Genomic DNA, 20,716 nt, shown 5'->3' on the forward strand with positions numbered 1-20,716 from the left:
AACTGTCAGATCTGACAGTTGCTGGTGCCTGAAGGGTTCAAGCAGTGTCGAGCAGCCAACATTCCATTGCGGAGAACGCTCATGACGACTGAATACGAAAGGAACGATCCTGAAGGTCCAATGGCCCTTTTCCCTCTGTTCCTGCCCAATGCGACATCGTCTATAGAAGATTACGACTATGGTGTTCCGGTGCGAGCCGTAGAGGGTGGGTTGAGATTTTCTATCGATCCATGGTTATCCATGTCGGTCGACGACTATCTCGAGATCTTTTGGGGCAACTCGCTGAGTGCGGTGTGGAGCAAGTCAATTGACAAGGATGATCTGAATCGACGGGTGACAGGCAATATCAACGAATCCTTCATCGTGCGCGGTGATACGCATCCGGTGTTCTATCGTGTGACAAGACCCGGGGGGGGGGAGGGTGAGGACTCGCGACCATTGCTGAGCGTATTGGTGAAACTCGATCGGCCCGGTGGCTTCGATAGTGATATCGGCGAACCGGGCCATCAAGGTCTGCGATATTCCATTCCCCAGGCAATCATTGATGATGGCGTCGGCCCGGATGAGGCTGCGCAGGGCATACCGATCACCATTCTTCCCTACGAGTTCATGCGCAAGAACGACCTCATCCGCTTGACATGGGGGTCCGAGGAACTCGTCACGAAGGTCGAACAGCGTCACATTGACGACCCGCTGAACAACCCGCTGGTGGTCATGGTCGATGCAAAGACGCTGGAGGACGCCGGGGACGGCGCCAGGATTGCGGTTACCTATCAGGTCATCGACGAATGCGGCAATTATCCGGATGAGCGTTCACCTTGGGCGGTAACCACCTACATTCTGGTCGATCTGAAACAGAACCGGCTCGATCCTGCCATTGTGATTTCCGCCGATCCTGATACCGATATCATTGATCTCGAAGAGTTGGGCGAGGAGGACGTTGAGGTCATTGTCAACACGGCGGGAAGTGCCTTCAAAGTCAATGACAAAATTGCCCTGAAGTGGTTCGGCATACCGGCAGAAGGCACTCCGGTGATTTATGAACCAGCCGAATTGCCGGTGGTTCGGGTGGGGGTCGCGGTCCCGTTCAGTGTGCCTAATGCGATCGTGCGGGCGATCGCCATGGGGCGTGCCAGTGTCTCTTATCTGTTGAAACGCGAAGGGACTCTGGACCGGCCATCGAAGAACGCCAGTGTCAGTGTCTCCGGGGCCATCGAGCGTCTGCCCGCGCCTGCCGTTGTCGAGGCTCCCGAGGGTTATCTTGATCCTGATTTGCGTTGGGCGACGGTGGAATGTCCGTGGTATCCCGGACGTCGATCCAGCGATCTGCTGAAACTGATCTGGGAAGCCACACGTCCCGGCGGCGGTACCGTTCATTACGAAGAGGCCATGCCGGTGGGCGACGTGCCGGATGGCGAGCCGGTATTGCGCAATGTCATAAGCACCGAGATCCAGCGTTTCGACGGCTTGCAGGTGTCGGTGTTTTACACCGTTGCCAACGACGATGAGTCGATTTTCAACGTCCGCGAATCGTATCCGTTTGTCATGCAAGTCGGCGAGGCGCTGCCTTTGTTCTCGTCACCGCGGGTGCAAGAAGCAGTACCCGGTACTTCATTGATAGATCCGGATGCGGTACCACCCTTGGGTTGTAAATTGATTGCAACGCACCTCGAAACCCAGGTCGACGACGAAGTGCATTATCGGTGGCGCGGTTCGGTCGGTAACGGCAGCACCAGTGGCTCACTGCGTCTTACCTCGCAAACGGCGGGTAAGGAAGTGCCGTTCACGGTGCCTAAACAGTTTGTGACCAACAACCTCAATCGCCGGATCGTCATTGATTACTTTATTGTCCGTAACAACAAAACCCTGGGTTACTCGCTCCCTCTGACGTTACGCGTTGGCAATGCTTTGCTGGATTTTGATCCGCCCTCAATTGACGGCGCGCGCGGCGACCAGATCGATATAAGTGCGGTGCCAGGTGTCGGCGCGACCTTGCGTCTCGCCGCTGCGTACGGATTAAGGGTCGGTGACAGCGGTGAAATCCGCTGGATAGGAACACCGGGAGGTGGTACGGCCATCGTGCCGTTTAGCGTGGAGAGCGGAGAAGCGGGGCGCGACAAGCTGGTGACCGTTCCGAGGTCGGTGGTGTTGGCCAACGTCGGGCGGGAGATCTCGCTGGACTGCACCGTGGTGCGTCAGACCGGTGGTCGCCAGTATTCGCGCGTGGCGGTTTATGACGTGCGTGTTTCGTTGGGAACGGGACGCTTGCTGGTGATGGGCGCGCGCTCGCGGGGTAATTACCAGATTTATGGCGGCGGGACTGCGTGGTTGACCGCACTGGATGCAACCACCCGGCAGCCGGTCAAGGCCTGGTGGCGTTATAACGGCGAGGAGGGCGAGGTCAGTGGTACGACGTTCCGTGACACTCGGCCGGACCGGCTGCTGCATGTGCGGATCAGTGATGATCAGGTGACGATCAATCCGCAGAACCTGTGCGGGAACGGTAATTTTATTTCCGGCCAGGCAGCAAACAACGCGGCCTTTGCGGCGCGGACTGAGCGTGGAACCCTGGTGGCATGGGGTAAGCCTGATCGTGGTGGAAATTTGGGGAACTCGTTACCGGACATATCCGATGCCATATCGCTGAGTGCTTGCGGTTATGCCTTCGCGGCACGTCAGGCCACTGGTGCGGTAGTGGCTTGGGGGCTGAGTGGAAACGGAGGAGTTGTGTCGGAACCCATCAGTCTTTTGCGGGATATCGAAGCGGTAAGCGGCAACGGTTATGTGTTTGTTGCGCTACGTCGCGATCGGAGCCTGGTGGCGTGGGGAAGCTCAACTGCGGGTGCAGCACTTCCAGAGCCGGTAGCTACACTGAGGGATGTCGTCAGAGTGATTGGCAACCTCTACGCCTTTGCTGCGCTACGAGCTAATGGTTCGGTAGTGGCTTGGGGAGACCAAAGCTACGGAGGTAATTTGCCGGAGTCCATCGCGGTATTGACTGACATCGTTGATATAGTCGCTAGCGCTTATGTCTTCGCAGCCCTGCGTGCTAATGGTTCAGTGGTGGCTTGGGGACCCTACTCTTACGGGGGATTAGTGCCTAACAGGATCGAAATGCTTACAGACATTGTGGAACTGAGCGGGACCGAAGCAGCCTTTGCCGCACGACGCAGCAATGGCAGCGTTGTTGCTTGGGGGTACTCTGCAAGTGGCGCAAGCGTTCCTGAGCCGATCGCCTTATTGACAGACATCCGCACGGTAACGGGTAACAGTGGATCATTCGTCGCACTGCTCAGCAGCGGGCGTGTCGTGGGATGGGGGCGTCAGGCAGTCCCAACACCGGTCGCATTACTGACTGACGTCGTACAGGTGGTATGCGCGGAATATGCTTTTGCCGCGCTGCGGGCCAACGGTACTGTTGTAGCCTGGGGATATGCTGATCGAGGTGGTGAAATCCCGGAGGCCATTGCGGCCAGATTGATCAACGTCCGCGCCATTTATGGCAACACCCATGCCTTCGCCGCACTGACCTCCAGCGGCGAAGTCGTGACCTGGGGGCGTGGTCCGGCCGGCGGTGACAGCGATGCCGTCGCCGACCAACTCAACGGCAAAATCTTCTACGAAGCTACCGCGCTGTCCCGTGGTTTGGGCATGCGTGAGACGCGATTGCTTGAAGCGGCAGAAACTGAACAAACGTCATAGCAGCGTCAATACCTGAAAGATCGCAGCCTGCGGCAGCTCCCACACGTGATCCCTGTAGGAGCTGCCGCAGGCTGCGATCTTTTGCTGTTTACTTCGGATAAAGCGGCGGCAACCCGCTGTCACCCACCGGATCCTGCACCCGCTCGGCCGCCGGAATCGTACGAATCGCCCGCCACAAATCCTCGCCTTGCCAATGCTGCCCGGTCTCGCTGTACAACGCGCCATTGAGCCCGTCGAGGGCGTCGGAAAGCGGTACGAAGCGCGCCGCCATATCCGCCAAAGTCTCCGGCTGCTGTCGCGCCCAAGCATCGAGTGCCTGCCGGGTCGCTTGCGGATCGTTGGCCTGGCACGCCCGCTTGATGTCGTCCAGCAACGTGCGCGGGCTCGGCCCGGTTTGCGCGGCGCGGTGCACCGCCGGTTGCCATCTTGCACGCCACCACAGGCCGAAGCCGAGCAGGGTGGTGCAGGCGAGGATCAGGGTGCTGAGTTTCCACCACCACAACACGTCGTTATCGACGGCGTTCACTTGCAGGGTGCCGGCCGGGGTGTCGACCTGCAGGCTCGGGTTGGTCGCCACTTGCAGGGTGCGCGCCGGCAGGCTGGTGTGTTCCAGATGATCTTCGAAGGTGTTCCACCAGATCACGTCGACGGTCGGCAACTCGATCGCGCCGCTGCGGCTGGGCACCAGCGCTTCGCGTTCTTCACGGCTGCCGATCAGGCCGCGCTCGTCGCTCTGGTTGCTCAGCACCGGTTGATCCGGGTAGCGGCGCAGGCCGTTGGCCTCGGTGGCGGGCAGGGCCGGCAACTGCGAACTGGCCAGGCCTTCGGCTTTTAGCGTCAGGCTGCGGGTCAGGGAGTCGCCGACCTGAAGATGATCCGGCTCAGGGTTCCAGCTTTCGCTCAGGCTCAGGCTGCGTGCGGGCAGCCACGGCGCATCGGCCGGGTAGGTCAGCGGTTTCGGTTTGACCGTCAGGGCGATCTCGGCGGAATTGACCCGCAACAGCTTGCCCGGTTTCGGGCCCTGCACGGTCGCGTCCTGGGCCGGCTGGGTGTCGACCAACGTGGCGCTGAACGTCTGCGGGGCAATGAGCAGCAAGCCGCTGTGCTGCGGATAGATCGCATAGCGCATCTCGATCACGCCATGGCGCACACCGTTGATGTCTTTTTCGTAGGTGCGCGTATCGCCCAGTTGCTCGATGCGCGTGTCGGCGATCTGCAGCGGGGTCAGGCTGCTGTCGTCGTACAGCGACACCGAGTGATAGATGCGCAACGTCAGGATCGCCTGAGCCTGCACATAGACGCTGGACTGGTCGAGGCTGGCCTCGATGAACACCGGGGCCGGGTTGTTCTTCTCTTCGCGGATGTCGCTCTCGACCACTTGCACGGTGATCGGCTGGCTCTGCACATCACCCAGTTGCAGCGGCGGAATGATCACGCTGCCGTTCTCTTTGGGCAGCAGGGTGATGATCCAGCGCGTGGTGGCGCGGTTGTCGCCATTGAGGGTGTTCAACTGGTTGACCTGGCGCGTGCCACGCACCTCGAACAAAGGCTCCAGCGGCGTCAGGTCGGGTTTGCCGAACTGGGTGACGTCGCTGGTTTCGAGGGTGAGTTCGACCGTCTCGCCGGAGTTCAGGCGACTGCGATCCACGCTGGCCGTCAGCTCGGCCGCCTGAGCGGTGGTCGTGCAGAGCAGCAGGGGCAGCAACAGAGCGGTGAAACGGGTCATCGAGTTTTTTCCTGATCCTGATGTTGTTGCTGTTCGTACCAGAATTTGCGTCGCAGCAGTTCGCCCGGGTCGTCGGGGATTTTGCCCAGCCATTGTTCCAGCGCCTGACGCTGCTCGCCTTCGAGGTTGTCCTCGCTCGGGCGCAGCGTCGGCACAGTGTCCGTTTCTTCCGCCTCGTCGAGGCCCGGCACCTCGTTGGGACCTGGTTGCGGCGGGGTGGTCGGCGGCGGTTCGCTGGCCGATTCGCCGGGCTGGGCCTCGCTCGGAGTCTCGTTTTTGACTGCCGGTGGCGGTGCGGTCGCCGGCGGTGGTTCATCGCCGGGCACGTTCGGCTGCGCCGGTTGTGGCTGCGGTTCTGCCGGCGGCGGGGTGTTCTTCTGCTTGAGCAGGTTTTCCACCAGGGCCTTGTTGGTCAGCGCCGGGCGCAAGTCCGGTTGCAGTTCCAGTGCTTGCTCATAGGCATCGATGGCTGCTTCCAGCTCACCACTTTTCGCCAGGGCGTTGCCACGATTGTAGTGGGCGCGGGCATCGCTGCCTTCGGCGAAACGCTGAGCGGCGCCACTGTAATCGCCGGCCTCGTACAACGCCAGCCCTTGCCACTGGTGATCTTCGAAGTGTTCGGCCGCCTCGGCCGGACGCCTCTGTTTGAGCAGGTGCAGGCCCTGTTGGTCGGGGCGCAGCCACAGGTCTTCAAAGTCGAAAGCGTAGCTTGGCTGCGGCAGGCACAGCAGCAATGGCAGGCAGAACAACCAGCCACGCCGTCCGGCGCAGGCCGCAAGCAGCAATAGCGGCAGCAACAGCCAGTAACCCTGATCGGCCCAGGTGTCGAGGCGCACGGTCTGACCATCGTTGCGCAGGCTACGGGGGCCGTCGAGCAGACCGAGGGCGCGCAAATCGCTCTCGTCCAGCCGCGCACTGTGGTACTCGCCGCCAACGCTGGCGAGGAATGCACCAAGGCCCGGGCTGTCGAGTTGCGGTACGCGGATCGCGCCTTGTTCGTCCTTGAGGAAACTGCCGTCCTCTTGGGCAATCGGTGCGCCCTCAGCTGTGCCGATGCCGAGCATCAGCAGTTGTGCTGATTGTTGGCCAAGGGCGCGACGAATGCCTTGGCGTTCCTCTTCGGTCAGCGAGGAGCCGATCAGCAGGATCCGTCCCTGGCCGAGCGCGCCTTGCTTGAGCAGGGCCAGCGCCTTGCTCACGCCGAGATCAGCGCGATGGCCGCTTTCTGGCATCAGCGACGGCTTGAGCGCGTCGAGCAGATTGCGGCTGGTCGCCAGATCATCCGACAGCGGCACCAAGGTGTGCGCGCTGCCGGCATAGACGACGATCGCGGTCTGCGCATCGCTGCGCGCCTGCAGCAGATCGAACAGCTTGCGCCGCGCCTGCTCCAGGCGGGTTGGCGGTGAGTCGGTGGCGAGCATTTCCGGGGTCAGCTCCAGCACCACCACCAGCGGGTCGGCGGGTTTCTGGCTGGTCTGTTCGACCCGTTCCCAGCTCGGCCCGAGCAGGGCGACGAGGGTCAGCAACCATGCCACGCCGAGGGCCACCCACGGCAGCTTGCTGTCGCGCCCGCTGCCACCGCTGAGCAGGGTCGAATGGAACGCCGGCGGCAGAATCATCTGCCAGCGTCCAGCACGTTTCTGCCGGTGCCAGAGTTGCCAGAGCAGCCAGCCCAGCAGCGGCAGAAGCAGCAGCCACCAAGGGCGGAACCAGTGCGGCCAGAGCGCGATCATCGGCGCCTCCGCAGACGCAGGCGTTTCAGACGCTCGCGCCAGTCGGGCAACGGACTTTGCAGATACATCTCCTTGGTAAACAGGCGTTGCAGCGGGTTGTCCGGCCACAAGTCGCGGGCGACCAGCAACAGGCTCAGCAGCAGGGCCAACGCCAGCGGCCACTGATACAGGGCTTGCGCCGGGCGCGCCTGGGTCGGTTGCTGGGTCACCGGTTCGAGCTGATCGAGGGTCTCCCTGATCGCTTGCAGCTCTTTGCCGTCGCGGGCGCGGAAGTACTGGCCGCCGGTGGCTGCGGCAATCGCTTTGAGCGCCGGCTCGTCGAGGTCCAGGCTCGGATTGACCCCGAGCAGGCCGGTGCTGCCACTGTCTTCCGGGTCCGCGCCAATGCCGATCGGGTAGATTTTCACCCCTTCGCTGGCGGCCAGTTTTGCTGCGGTCAGCGGATCGATTTCGCCGCCGTTGTTGGCGCCGTCGGTGACCAGAATCAATACCCGGCTTTGTGCCGGACGCATGCGCAGGCGCTTCAGCGCCAGACCGATCGCATCGCCGATGGCGGTGTTCTTGCCGGCGATGCCGATGCGCGCTTCATCGAGCCAGACGCGCACGGTGTGCCGGTCGAAAGTCAGCGGTGCCTGCAGATAGGCCTGACTGCCGAACAGGATCAGACCGACGCGGTCGCCATCACGGCTTTCAAGGAAATCCCCGAGCAGATGCTGGACCAGCGACAAGCGACTGACGTCTTCGTCCTGCCACTGCATGTCGGGGAAGTCCATCGAGCCGGACACGTCCACCGCCACCAGCAGATCGCGGCCGCTGGCGGCAATCGGCAACGGCTCGCCAAGCCATTGCGGGCGCGCTGCGGCGCTCAGCAGCAACAGCCACAGCAGCAGGAACGGCGCTTGCTGACGCCATGCCGGCAGATTGGCCCTGGCCCGCCGACGGGCGAGGCCTTCCAGGTCGGAGAGGAAACTCACGCGCAACGCCGGCTCGCCGCTGTCGGCCACCGGCAACACCAGACGCATCAGCCACGGCAGTGGCAGCAGCACGAAGATCCACGGCCAGGCGAACTCAAACATGCTTGCGAATCCAAGTGTCGACGGCTTGGGTCAGGCCGGCGATGGCTTTGTCGTCGAGCTTGCATTCGGGTTTGTAGGCGCCTTCGACCAGCACCATCCAGCGCGTCAGGCCGGCGGCCGGGCAGCGGTTGTCGAGAAATGCCAGCCATTTGCGGCCATTCAATGTGTGGCTCTGACTGTAAGGGTAGTGGTTGCGGCACAGGCGTTTGAGCAGGCCGTTGAGCTGCTGCAACCAGGCCCCGGCCGGTGCGCCGTCGTAGGGTTTGGGCATCTGGGCCAGTTCGGCCAGCGCGGCGATGCGCACGGGGTCGAGCGGCTGTTCGGCGCGCACGATCGGGCGTTTCTTGATCGGAATGAACCGGCGCAAGCGCCACACCGCGAACCCGAGCAACGGCAGCAATAACAGCAGCAGCCACCAGCCCGGCGCTGGTGGCCAGAAGTCGATGGGCGGCGGGGAAATCAACGGTTGCAGTTGCTCGAGGCCGTTCATCGACTGCTCCCCGGACGCTGCGGATTGAGGAACTCGCGCATCTGCTCGACCATTTCGCTTTGCGTGCTTAGCGGCATCAGCAGCACCCGTAGTTTCTGCGCGAGCAATTCCCAACGGGCTATACGGGCTTCGGCCTGAGCGCGATAGGTCTGGCGCAGATCGAAATTGAGGGTGTCGAGTTCCAGCTGCGCGCCGCGTTCGGCGAAGCGTAAAAGCCCGGCGGCGGGCAGGGCGTGGTCCAGCGGATCGGACAGCGGCAGCATCAGCAGGTCGCAATGGCGCGATAGCAGACTCAATTGCTGCTCGGCGCTGTCGGACAGCGCGCGCTCGTCGCAGATCACGATCACCAGACTGCCCGGGCGCAGCACCTCACGCGCCCGGCGCAGCGCTGCGCCGAGGGCATCGCGGTCCGGTTCGCGTTCGCTGTGCAGCGATTGATTGACCTTCACCAGACGGTTGAGCAATTGCAGCAGGCTCTGCTTGCTGCGGCGCGGTTTGATTTCGTAATGCTCGTTATCGCCGAACACCAGCCCGCCGACCCTGTCGTTGTGCCCCAGTGCGGCCCAGCCGATCAGCGCCGCCGCTTGCGCCGCGAGCACCGACTTGAACATCAGCCCGGAACCGAAAAACAGCCGCGTGCTTTGCTCGACCATGATGAAAATCGGTCGCTCGCGTTCCTCATGGAACAGCTTGGTGTGCGGCTCCTGGGTGCGCGCGGTGACGCGCCAGTCGATGGTGCGCACGTCGTCGCCGGCCTGGTAGACCCGCACCTGATCGAAGTCGACGCCGCGCCCGCGGAATTTCGAGTGATGCAGGCCGATCAGCGGGCTGCGCTGGCTCGGCGTGGAAAACAGCTGCACTTCGCGCACACGGTGGCGCATCTCGATCAGGTCGGTGAGGCTGATGCGGATGCCCGGTTCGGACGGCAGGGGGACGTTCATGGGGGTCAAGCGACGGCTACGACGTCGAGAATCCGCTGCACCACCCGATCCTGATCGATGCCGGCGGCTTCGGCTTCAAACGACAGAATGATGCGGTGACGCAACACGTCGAACAGCACCGCCTGAATGTCTTCCGGGCTGACGAAGTCGCGCCCGGCCAGCCAGGCGTGGGCACGGGCGCAGCGGTCGAGGGCGATCGAGCCACGTGGACTGGCGCCATAGGCGATCCACTCGGCCATCTCCGGGTCGAACTTGGCCGGGGTGCGCGTGGCCATGACCAGCTGCACCAGGTATTCCTCCACGGCGTCGGCCATGTACAGACCGAGGATTTCCTTGCGCGCGGCGAAGATCGCCTGCTGGCTAACCCGGCGCTCGGGCTTGGTTTCGCCGTTGAGCGCTTCGCCACGGGCTTGTTGCAGGATCCGGCGTTCGACGGCGGCATCCGGGAAGCCGATTTTGACGTGCATCAGGAAGCGGTCGAGCTGCGCTTCGGGCAGCGGGTAGGTGCCTTCCTGCTCGATCGGGTTCTGCGTGGCCATCACCAGAAACAGTGGCGACAGCTCGTAAGTGCTGCGCCCGACGCTGACCTGACGCTCGGCCATGGCTTCGAGCAGCGCCGATTGCACCTTGGCCGGCGCCCGGTTGATTTCGTCCGCCAGCACCAGGTTGTGGAAGATCGGCCCTTGCTGGAACACGAAACTGCCGGTTTCCGGGCGATAGATCTCGGTGCCGGTGATGTCGGCCGGCAGCAGGTCCGGGGTGAACTGAATGCGATGGAACTGGGCTTCGATGCCCTCGGCGAGTTCTTTGATCGCTTTGGTCTTGGCCAGCCCCGGAGCGCCCTCGACCAACATGTGGCCGTCGGCGAGCAGGGCGATGAGCAAGCGCTCGATGAGTTTTTCCTGGCCGAGAATCTGCGTTGAAAGAAAGGTTCGCAGCGCCAGCAGCGCTTCACGATGTTCCATCGGTGACTGTTCCTGGAAAGGGTGGCCGCAGGCGTTCGGATAACGCCGGGGCTGGGGGCGTTACTTTAATCCATCGAGGGGGGTGGCGACTAACGGCATTTTGCGCAAAGTGCGGGAAATGACTGGGGGATTTGTTGGAATTTTGTAGCGGGGGAGTGTTGCGGTGGCAGTTCTGGCCTCTTCGCTGGCAAGCCAGCTCCCACAGGTATCAGCGGTGCGAATGCGATTTATGCAACACATCGGTCTCTGTGGGAGCTGGCTTGCCAGCGATGAGGCCAGTCCAGCCAGCATCAAATCTGGCTGATATAGGTTCCGGTGCCATCAAGGATGTTCTTCAGGGTTTCTTCAACTTCAGCCAGATCAACCATGTCCGGATTGAAGGTAATTTCCAGCACATCATCCCCATTCAGCGCATCGGCATCCGCCGCCGCAATTTCAATCTTCAGCAGAGTCTTGCTCAGGGTGACTTTCACGCCATCCAGCGTCGAAGGCTCGCCATCCAGGGTGATCTCCAGCTCGTCCTCGTCCGGATAACGGCTCATCAGAAACATCTCGCCCTTGTCGCTGTGGCAGCAGAGCATGGCCATGTTGTCTTCTTCGTCGTCGCACGGGTTGACGATCAGTAGGGCGGTGGTCATTTGCATGGGGGAATTCCTGGCCGACGGGCGCTAAGTGCAATCGAAAGCGCGATTTTGCCAGCCTTGGCGCATTTGCGCTGCTCTCTTGCGTGGGTTGTTTTGTTGCTGCCTGCAATACGAGGGCGGGTGAAACCTGGCGGAATCAGTGAAGAGGGAAAATTCCGACAGATGAATTCTGGGTTGAGGGCTGAAATTTCCGAGGACGCCGCAGGAAAAATTACTTGTTTGGACTTGGTAGTCGTTTTCTGCTTTTTCGCTTGTTTTATCGCCACGATTGTCATTATTTTGCGGTTCGAACGCAAAGGAGTGCGTCATCTCAAACCGAAAAAAGGGACCTCTTTCAATGCATCCGTATTTCGAACGCGCTGAGGAAATTGCACACCTGTCCGACGATCAGATTGAGCAGATTTATCAGCGATATCTGGACGGGGAAAAAAGCGCTGCGCTTCTGGTCGAGTATCAGATCCCTGCAACTGTCCGCAGCTTGCTCAAGGTTTTGCCGCCGATTGTCAGTCAGGATCTGAAGTGCCCTTATTGCGATGTGCCGATGTGGGTACGTCGGCACGCCCGGGGCACTCCGGTCTCGCAGCGTCATCCTTACAAATGCATACGGTGCGAGCACCGATACTCAGCATCCGCCCGCCATGGCCGACGCATGGCGTGTACTTGCCCGGCATGTTGCCAGGTTCATCAGCAACAATTGGCGGCGCAGGCAGAGCGTGATCGACGCGAACTTGAATCGCGCTTCGGTGTACCGAGTCCCGCGGTGCCGTATTCGACCCTTGGGTTTGTGCAGAAACTGACGTTGCTGGCCTTGCTTGACGATGGCAATGGCAGCCATCCCGAATGGATCGCGCCGTTGAGCGCGACATCCCGAAGCGAACATCTGGCACCGAGCGTCGAGGCCAGCGAGGAAAGATTGAAGAGTCTGCACGAGGCTGGCGTGTTAACGGTCGCGACGAGCTCTGATATCAGGGCCTTCGATCGCACTGAGGGTTGCAGTATCAGTGACTATTGCGCAGTGCGCTGGCAGCCTAATGTGGCACTCGGCGGAGTTGCGCGCTGTAATCGGGAAAGCCTGTACCTGACGCTCTATCAGGAGTTATCCGGCGAGATTCAGGTCGCCTGGAAGAGCGAACTCTACGGACTGATTTTCGATCTGGCCCGAGAAGAATCGCTTCAATACATCCGTGTGCTGGCCAATGAAGTCGGTTTTTCGTTCACGGCCGAGGCGCGTGCCGAAACGGTTGTGGGGCAACTCCTGCAGGATTTTTCCGTAAGCCAGCTCTATTACTTTGCCCGCCTGGCGGTAAAAAACGCTGCGCACTTCTACGCCACCGGCAACTCCAAAGGTCGCAGTCACGCGTCCAACACCATCCCGCGCAACATGCTCGGAACCGCTCAGGACGCCCTGACTCGGAACTGGCGCAAAAACGCACACCGCGATTCGCGAGTACCGCAATCGGCGTTGCATCGGCTGTTGTACGACGTAGTGCTCAAGGACAGCGGTGCCGGGTTTTCCAAGTCGCCGGGAATGTATTGGCGCGATGAGCTGGTTCCGCAGTTCTTCTCCCGTGCAGCCTTTGACAGCGACCTGCTCGGTCATTTGAGGCTGTTTTGCCGAGAGTGTGACTCCAGCAATATCGACGCCAGCATGGATAAACTGGTCCTGAAAACCATGTGTTACGACTGTGCCACGGTGAGCAAATTCAGGGCGTTCGAGGAGCTGCCTGACTGATGTTGATGGGGGGCTGTAAGCAGCTCAGGAAAAAGGGAAGGCATAGCGCTCAATGAGAGTGGCAGCGTTCCCTTTTTTCCTTCCAGTTCTTGATCAGCAAGTATGGAAAGTAAAAAAAGATTCGGTGGATCAGAAATGGGATGACAAAAAAAAGGATCAACATGCCTGAAGAGAATATCGAGTAAAACAATATGTTTTGTCCAAACAGATTTCCATATTTTCCGGTGCCTTTTCCAAGATCTGTTTCGGTTAAATAAAAAGCTAATATAAAAAACATGATCATAAAGGCTGTAAAGAATATTCCGGTGATGAGTCGAGTTAAAATCCTGTTCTTGTACTGGGCTGGGTCAATCTTCATTGTTTTGTAAACTTTGTAGAATAGAATTGGCGCAAATATTGGTCCGATAACTGCTACATAGTTTGCGGTTGCTTTGGAACTGAAGGGGAATAAGGAAGACCAGAATCCGCTCAAGCCGAAAAGCTGGTTGTCCAGGAAGTCGTTGATGGCAAAATCCAAGCCGCTTTGCGGGAGTGCAGGAAGAAGAAGGTTTATAAAAAAGATCGGCGCGCAGAAAAGGGAAATCAATAATGGAGGTACAGTCAGTTCAGGCGGATTTTTATTCATCTTGGTGTTTTCCAGTAGGCAGGCTGTGTTGCCTATTTGACAGAGCCAGCCGGAAGGCTGGCCCGTTACAGATGTTTGCTATCCTTTTGAGGAAGCGCCATTGAGCTGATCAAGGATCAGTGTATTTATTTTTTCCACGTTATCAGCGCTCAAAAAAGCTGCTGCCAAGGCAATTAATAAGCCGACTACCACGATACCGGGTACGGTAGTAACCAGTGCCGGGAAAAAGTAGGCGGCGGTCACTGCCAGTAATGCGCCTGCCCCATACCAGCCGCAATACTCTCAAGCTCTAGCATCAACGGTTTCCAATTGCCTTCCTGGAAACCAATTTCCAGATAGTCACTTTCTATCGCCAGTGTGAGCCCATGCATCGGGTTGCCCAGCGGATAATTTTTAAGAATGTCTCCGCGGATGTTTCCAGGGTTCAAATTAATTATTTCCCATGAGCCATCGCCGTAAAATATCGTTGCCGGCAGGTCAAGTTGTCGCATGTGTTGATTCCTTTCTTTGATGGAGACCCGTTCCGTGGGTCGGCTTGATAACTGATGCCTGGTTTTCTATGAGGTGCGCTTATATAGATAGCACTGCCGATTTTTGCGTTCAAATCGTGCTGTAGGAATTCGGTCTTCAAATTATGTGAGACATTTCTTGTCAGTTTGTAAGGATTCTTTAGTGTGTTTCTACTTGTTGTTTTTATTGGTTTTTTTGGTGCGAACAATCGAAGGCTGTGTAAGCTTTGGCGGGTGTAATTTTCCAAAGAGGAAAGGTGCGGCGGGAACGAATTTCAGGTAATCGGTCATTTCAGGTGCGCTTGCCTGTTGAGTGGCCACCTGAAACGCGAGATTTCTCCTTGGCTGCTAATGTTTACCGGTGCGCAGGCCCACGGTTACGTGCCAATGACCGAATATGTCGCAGCACCGCAAGCAGACACATTGTCGCACCCATTAAGCTGCGCAACGGATGAGCACCCGTAAAGGCATTGTCGGCAGTCCCGACAGTCGTTTTTGCAGATGCCCATTCAATGGAAGGTGAATGTGACCTGAGTGTCTCGTCCAGCTTCACCCACCTGTCACCCTGTTTCCTCTGCCCGAGAATCAGGAACAGGGCGACACAAGCCCCGCAAGGGGTGTTGCACGCGACGCTTTCCATCAATAACAAGCTTAAGCGGAGTACCACAGATGGCGTTCTTCACCGCAGCCAGCAAAGCCGACTTCCAGCACCAACTGCAAGCGGCACTGGCGCAGCACATCAGTGAACAGGCACTGCCACAAGTGGCGCTGTTCGCTGAACAATTCTTCGGCATCATTTCCCTGGACGAGCTGACCCAACGTCGCCTCTCCGACCTCGCTGGCTGTACTCTTTCCGCGTGGCGCCTGCTTGAGCGCTTCGATCACGCGCAACCGCAAGTGCGCGTCTACAACCCTGATTACGAACGCCACGGCTGGCAGTCGACCCACACCGCGGTCGAAGTCCTGCACCACGACCTGCCGTTCCTGGTCGACTCGGTCCGCACCGAGCTGAACCGTCGCGGCTACAGCATCCACACCCTGCAGACCACCGTGCTCAGCGTGCGTCGTGGCAGCAAGGGCGAGCTGCTGGAAATCCTGCCCAAGGGCAGCACCGGCGAAGGCGTTCTGCACGAGTCGCTGATGTACCTGGAAATCGACCGCTGCGCCAACGCGGCCGAACTGAATGTGCTGAGCAAAGAGCTGGAGCAGGTGCTCGGTGAAGTACGTGTCGCGGTCGCTGATTTCGAGCCGATGAAGGCCAAGGTGCAGGAGATCCTCACCAAGCTCGATAACAGCGCATTCGCCGTCGATGCCGACGAAAAGACCGAAATCAAAAGCTTCCTGGAATGGCTGGTGGGCAACCACTTCACCTTCCTCGGCTACGAAGAGTTCACCGTTGTCGATCAGGCCGATGGCGGCCATATCGAATACGACCAGAATTCCTTCCTCGGTCTGACCAAACTGCTGCGCACCGGTCTGACCAACGAAGACCGACACATCGAAGATTACGCGGTGAACTACCTGCGCGAACCGACCCTGCTGTCGTTCGCCAAGGCTGCGCACCCGAGCCGTGTACACCGTCCGGCCTACCCGGACTACGTGTCGATCCGTGAAATCGACGCCGACGGCAAAGTCATCAAGGAACACCGCTTCATGGGCCTGTACACCTCCTCGGTGTATGGCGAGAGCGTGCGGGTCATCCCGTTCATCCGGCGCAAGGTCGAAGAAATCGAACGCCGTTCCGGCTTCCAGTCCAAGGCTCACCTGGGCAAGGAACTGGCGCAGGTGCTCGAAGTGCTGCCGCGTGACGACCTGTTCCAGACCCCGGTCGACGAACTGTTCAGCACCGTGATGTCGATCGTGCAGATCCAGGAACGCAACAAGATCCGCGTGTTCCTGCGCAAAGACCCGTACGGTCGCTTCTGCTACTGCCTGGCCTATGTACCACGCGACATCTATTCCACCGAAGTGCGGCAGAAGATCCAGCAGGTGCTGATGGAGCGCCTGAAGGCCACCGACTGCGAGTTCTGGACCTTCTTCTCCGAGTCCGTGCTGGCTCGCGTGCAACTGATCCTGCGTGTCGATCCGAAGAACCGTCTCGACATCGACCCGCTGCTGCTGGAAAAAGAAGTGGTACAGGCCTGCCGCAGCTGGCAGGACGACTACGCCGCCCTGACCGTCGAAAGCTTCGGCGAAGCCCACGGCACCAACGTGCTGGCAGACTTCCCGAAAGGTTTCCCGGCCGGCTACCGCGAGCGTTTCGCGGCGCATTCGGCCGTGGTCGACATGCAGCACCTGCTGAGCCTGAACGAAAAAAATCCGCTGGTGATGAGCTTCTATCAGCCGTTGGGCCAGGTCTCCGGCCAACGCGAGCTGCATTGCAAGCTGTACCACGCCGACACCCCGCTGGCGCTGTCCGACGTCTTGCCGATTCTGGAAAACCTCGGCCTGCGCGTGCTGGGTGAGTTCCCGTACCGTCTGCGCCACACCAACGGCCGCGAGTTCTGGATTCATGACTTCGCGTTCACTGCGGCAGAAGGTCTGGACCTCGACATCCAGCAACTCAACGACACCCTGCAGGACGCGTTCGTCCACATCGTCCGTGGCGATGCCGAGAACGATGCGTTCAACCGTCTGGTGCTGACCGCCGGTCTGCCATGGCGTGACGTGGCGCTGCTGCGCGCCTACGCCCGTTACCTGAAGCAGATCCGTCTGGGCTTCGACCTGGGTTACATCGCCAGCACCCTGAACAACCACACCGACATCGCTCGCGAGCTGACCCGGTTGTTCAAGACCCGTTTCTACCTGGCGCGCAAGCTGGGCAGCGATGATCTGGAAGACAAGCAACAGCGTCTGGAACAGGCGATTCTGACCGCACTGGACGACGTTCAGGTGCTCAACGAAGACCGCATCCTGCGTCGTTACCTGGACCTGATCAAAGCCACCCTGCGGACCAACTTCTATCAGACTGATGCCAACGGCCAGAACAAGTCGTACTTCAGCTTCAAGTTCAACCCGCACGCGATCCCTGAGCTGCCGAAGCCGGTACCGAAGTTCGAAATCTTCGTTTACTCGCCACGCGTCGAAGGCGTGCACCTGCGCTTCGGCAACGTGGCGCGCGGTGGTCTGCGCTGGTCCGACCGTGAAGAAGACTTCCGTACCGAAGTCCTCGGCCTGGTAAAAGCCCAGCAAGTGAAGAACTCGGTCATCGTGCCGGTGGGCGCGAAGGGCGGCTTCCTGCCGCGTCGTCTGCCACTGGGCGGCAGCCGTGACGAGATCGCGGCCGAGGGCATCGCCTGCTACCGCATCTTCATTTCCGGTCTGCTGGACATCACCGACAACCTGAAAGACGGCGCGCTGGTACCGCCGGCCAACGTCGTGCGGCATGACGACGATGACCCGTACCTGGTGGTGGCAGCGGACAAGGGCACTGCGACTTTCTCCGACATCGCCAACGGCATCGCCATCGACTACGGCTTCTGGCTGGGCGACGCGTTCGCCTCCGGTGGTTCCGCCGGTTACGACCACAAGAAAATGGGCATCACCGCCAAGGGCGCGTGGGTCGGCGTACAGCGCCACTTCCGCGAGCGCGGCATCAATGTTCAGGAAGACAGCATCACCGTGGTCGGCGTCGGTGACATGGCCGGTGACGTATTCGGTAACGGCCTGTTGATGTCCGACAAGCTGCAACTGGTTGCCGCGTTCAACCACATGCACATCTTCATCGATCCGAACCCGAACCCGGCCACCAGCTTCGTCGAGCGTCAGCGCATGTTCGACCTGCCGCGTTCGGCCTGGACCGACTACGACACCAGCATCATGTCCGAAGGCGGCGGCATCTTCTCGCGCAGCGCGAAGAGCATCGCCATCTCGCCGCAGATGAAAGAACGCTTCGACATCAAGGCCGACAAGCTGACCCCGACCGAACTGCTGAACGCCTTGCTCAAGGCACCGGTGGATCTGCTGTGGAACGGCGGTATCGGTACTTACGTCAAGGCCAGCAGCGAAAGCCATGCCGACGTCGGCGACAAGGCCAACGATGCGCTGCGCGTGAACGGTAACGAACTGCGCTGCAAAGTCGTGGGCGAGGGCGGTAACCTCGGTATGACCCAACTGGGTCGTGTGGAATTCGGTCTCAATGGCGGCGGTTCCAACACCGACTTCATCGACAACGCCGGTGGCGTGGACTGCTCCGACCACGAAGTGAACATCAAGATCCTGCTGAACGAAGTGGTTCAGGCCGGCGACATGACCGACAAGCAACGCAACCAGTTGCTGGCGAGCATGACCGACGAAGTCGGTGGTCTGGTGCTGGGCAACAACTACAAGCAGACTCAGGCCCTGTCCTTGGCGGCGCGTCGTGCCTACGAGCGCATTGCCGAGTACAAGCGCCTGATGAGCGATCTGGAAGGCCGTGGCAAGCTGGACCGTGCCATCGAGTTCCTGCCGACCGAAGAGCAGATCAACGAGCGCGTTGCGGCAGGTCATGGCCTGACCCGTCCCGAGCTGTCGGTGCTGATCTCGTACAGCAAGATCGACCTCAAGGAACAGCTGCTGAACTCGCTGGTGCCGGACGACGACTACCTGACCCGCGACATGGAAACGGCGTTCCCGCCGACCCTGGTCAGCAAGTTCTCCGAAGCCATGCGTCGCCACCGTCTGAAGCGCGAGATCGTCAGCACCCAGATCGCCAACGATCTGGTCAACCACATGGGCATCACCTTCGTTCAGCGACTCAAAGAGTCGACCGGCATGAGCCCGGCGAACGTGGCCGGCGCCTACGTGATCGTGCGTGACATCTTCCACCTCCCGCACTGGTTCCGTCAGATCGAAGCGCTGGACTATCAGGTCTCCGCTGACGTGCAACTGGAGCTGATGGACGAGCTGATGCGTCTGGGCCGTCGCGCTACGCGCTGGTTCCTGCGTGCCCGTCGCAACGAGCAGAACGCTGCCCGTGACGTCGCGCACTTCGGTCCGCACCTCAAGGAGCTGGGTCTGAAGCTCGACGAACTGCTGAGCGGCGAAATCCGTGAAAACTGGCAGGCGCGTTATCAGGCTTACGTCGCGGCCGGTGTGCCGGAGTTGCTGGCGCGTATGGTGGCGGGTACCTCGCACCTGTACACCCTGCTGCCGATCATCGAAGCCTCCGACGTCACTGGCCAGGATCCGGCCGAAGTGGCCAAGGCCTACTTCGCCGTGGGCAGTGCGCTGGACATCACCTGGTACCTGCAACAGATCAGCGCACTGCCGGTTGAAAACAACTGGCAGGCTCTGGCCCGTGAAGCGTTCCGTGACGATGTGGACTGGCAGCAACGTGCGATCACCATCTCCGTCCTGCAACAGGGCGACGGCACGCTGGACGTGGAAGCACGCCTGGCGCTGTGGATGGCACAGCACGAAAGCATGATCGAGCGCTGGCGCGCCATGCTGGTGGAAATCCGTGCTGCGAGCGGCACTGACTACGCCATGTATGCCGTGGCCAACCGTGAGCTGCTGGATCTCGCGTTGAGCGGTCAGGCGGTAGTGCCTGCTGCGGCGACTGCGGAGCTTGAACTGGCCTGAGTAGTGGTTGAATGAAGAAGCCCCGGTGTCGTGAGATGCCGGGGCTTTTTATGTCTGATGAATTTTTTGTTGATTAATCTGGCCTCATCGCCGGCAAGCCAGCTCCCACAGGTTTTTCGGTTGTTCACAGAATTTGTGTTCACCGCAGATCCCTGTGGGAGCTGGCTTGCCAGCGATGAGGGCCTGAGAGTCAATACAACTTATGTGCTTGTTTGTTATCAAGCATCGACACTTTATCTGTCGGTCTGGTCAATAAATTACTCAGCGACTGATCAAACTTCTGCAACGCCCGAACTTGCACATCCTGCTGTTGATTAATATCCGCGACTATCTCTTCCGAACGCTTGAAGTCCGCCCACACCGGCGTCAGTTCTTTCGCTTCAGAACCTTTCGCCGTCCCGATGTAATTCAACTTCGCATCATAAAAATCCGCACTGACATCAGCCTTGATGTCGGAACTGCGCGAGGTGATCAACTGGCTGTGGGTGTCAATGATCGCCACCACGTCGGGGTGCGCCGCGCGCAGGCTCTGCATGTCCGGGTACACCGTGACGGAGCCGAACTGCCGTTGCAGCGAGGCCTTGACCCAATCCACCGCCATGTCCGGTTTCGAAGTGTTGACGTAGGCGTCGTGGATCGGCTGCACCAGCAGGCTCTGGCCGAAACCGGTGCCGGCGTTGGCCTGGTAGTCACGCAGGTATTCGCGGTTGGTCTGGGTGCTTGGGCTGTAGACCACGCCCAGTGACACGCCGGGACCGCTTTTCACCTGGGCGACGCTACTGCGGCCGACCGGTTGGGTGAACAGTGTATCGAGGGACGAGACCGCTCTTGGCGCGGTGGGTACGGAACAGGCGGACAAGGCTAAAACCGATATCGCCAAGGTACTGGCAAAGGCAAGTTTCATGGTGAGTCTCCCGTGAAGCAACTTCAGTCGGAAAGTCAGAGTTGTCGCGGCTGTTTGTGACGGGCGCACGACAGTTGATTCAGACTAAACCCGCCATGCTGTAAATA

Annotated in this window: 14 protein-coding genes; 3 read left to right on the forward strand and 11 right to left on the reverse strand. The window is 59.9% G+C overall.

Annotation, left to right across the window (positions count from 1 at the left end; all coding sequences use genetic code 11):
* Positions 1–81 precede the first annotated feature (81 nt).
* The gene (locus tag ABV589_RS26435) at positions 82–3,702 is read left to right on the forward strand and encodes a hypothetical protein (RefSeq protein ID WP_367084271.1); all 3,621 of its coding nucleotides are present in this window, start codon (positions 82–84) and stop codon (positions 3,700–3,702) included.
* Positions 3,703–3,790: 88 nt separating this feature from the next.
* Here the strand turns inward: ABV589_RS26435 and ABV589_RS26440 are convergent, their stop codons facing one another.
* From ABV589_RS26440 to ABV589_RS26470, 7 genes are all read right to left on the reverse strand, one after another.
* The gene (locus ABV589_RS26440; RefSeq protein WP_367084272.1) at positions 3,791–5,428 is read right to left on the reverse strand and encodes a BatD family protein; all 1,638 of its coding nucleotides are present in this window, start codon (positions 5,426–5,428) and stop codon (positions 3,791–3,793) included.
* Positions 5,425–7,161, reverse strand: coding sequence for a tetratricopeptide repeat protein (locus ABV589_RS26445; RefSeq protein ID WP_367084273.1), 1,737 nt, complete (start codon positions 7,159–7,161; stop codon positions 5,425–5,427). Before ABV589_RS26445 ends, ABV589_RS26440 begins: the two co-directional genes overlap by 4 nt.
* The gene (locus ABV589_RS26450) at positions 7,158–8,237 is read right to left on the reverse strand and encodes a VWA domain-containing protein (protein WP_367084274.1); all 1,080 of its coding nucleotides are present in this window, start codon (positions 8,235–8,237) and stop codon (positions 7,158–7,160) included. Before ABV589_RS26450 ends, ABV589_RS26445 begins: the two co-directional genes overlap by 4 nt.
* On the reverse strand, positions 8,230–8,727 hold the full coding sequence (locus ABV589_RS26455; protein WP_027613095.1) for a DUF4381 domain-containing protein: 498 nt from the start codon (positions 8,725–8,727) through the stop codon (positions 8,230–8,232). The genes ABV589_RS26450 and ABV589_RS26455 overlap by 8 nt, the downstream gene beginning before the upstream one ends.
* Positions 8,724–9,668, reverse strand: a complete 945-nt coding sequence (locus tag ABV589_RS26460; RefSeq protein WP_007968586.1) for a DUF58 domain-containing protein — start codon at positions 9,666–9,668, stop codon at positions 8,724–8,726. The genes ABV589_RS26455 and ABV589_RS26460 overlap by 4 nt, the downstream gene beginning before the upstream one ends.
* 5 nt (positions 9,669–9,673) lie before the next feature.
* The gene (locus tag ABV589_RS26465) at positions 9,674–10,633 is read right to left on the reverse strand and encodes a MoxR family ATPase (RefSeq protein WP_003218556.1); all 960 of its coding nucleotides are present in this window, start codon (positions 10,631–10,633) and stop codon (positions 9,674–9,676) included.
* 290 nt (positions 10,634–10,923) lie between these two features.
* Positions 10,924–11,277, reverse strand: a complete 354-nt coding sequence (locus tag ABV589_RS26470; RefSeq protein WP_197868028.1) for a hypothetical protein — start codon at positions 11,275–11,277, stop codon at positions 10,924–10,926.
* 337 nt (positions 11,278–11,614) lie between these two features.
* On the opposite strand from ABV589_RS26470, the gene ABV589_RS26475 reads away from it, so the two are divergent.
* Positions 11,615–13,009, forward strand: coding sequence for a hypothetical protein (locus tag ABV589_RS26475; RefSeq protein ID WP_367084275.1), 1,395 nt, complete (start codon positions 11,615–11,617; stop codon positions 13,007–13,009).
* A gap of 49 nt (positions 13,010–13,058) precedes the next feature.
* On the opposite strand, the gene cui is transcribed toward ABV589_RS26475, so the two are convergent.
* From cui to ABV589_RS26490, 3 genes are all read right to left on the reverse strand, one after another.
* On the reverse strand, positions 13,059–13,634 hold the full coding sequence (gene cui / locus ABV589_RS26480; protein ID WP_367084276.1) for a colicin immunity protein Cui: 576 nt from the start codon (positions 13,632–13,634) through the stop codon (positions 13,059–13,061).
* Positions 13,635–13,712: 78 nt separating this feature from the next.
* Positions 13,713–13,877 carry a hypothetical protein gene (locus ABV589_RS26485; RefSeq protein WP_367084277.1) on the reverse strand — a complete coding sequence of 55 codons (165 nt, stop codon included), beginning with the start codon at positions 13,875–13,877 and terminating at the stop codon, positions 13,713–13,715.
* On the reverse strand, positions 13,874–14,125 hold the full coding sequence (locus tag ABV589_RS26490) for a hypothetical protein (protein WP_367084278.1): 252 nt from the start codon (positions 14,123–14,125) through the stop codon (positions 13,874–13,876). Before ABV589_RS26490 ends, ABV589_RS26485 begins: the two co-directional genes overlap by 4 nt.
* 687 nt (positions 14,126–14,812) lie before the next feature.
* On the opposite strand from ABV589_RS26490, the gene ABV589_RS26495 reads away from it, so the two are divergent.
* Positions 14,813–19,705, forward strand: coding sequence for an NAD-glutamate dehydrogenase (locus tag ABV589_RS26495; protein ID WP_367084279.1), 4,893 nt, complete (start codon positions 14,813–14,815; stop codon positions 19,703–19,705).
* A gap of 190 nt (positions 19,706–19,895) precedes the next feature.
* On the opposite strand, the gene ABV589_RS26500 is transcribed toward ABV589_RS26495, so the two are convergent.
* Positions 19,896–20,609, reverse strand: coding sequence for an ATPase (locus tag ABV589_RS26500; RefSeq protein WP_367084280.1), 714 nt, complete (start codon positions 20,607–20,609; stop codon positions 19,896–19,898).
* Positions 20,610–20,716: the final 107 nt, after the last annotated feature.

It is taken from the genome of Pseudomonas sp. HOU2, assembly GCF_040729435.1.
Taxonomy (GTDB): Bacteria; Pseudomonadota; Gammaproteobacteria; order Pseudomonadales; family Pseudomonadaceae; genus Aquipseudomonas.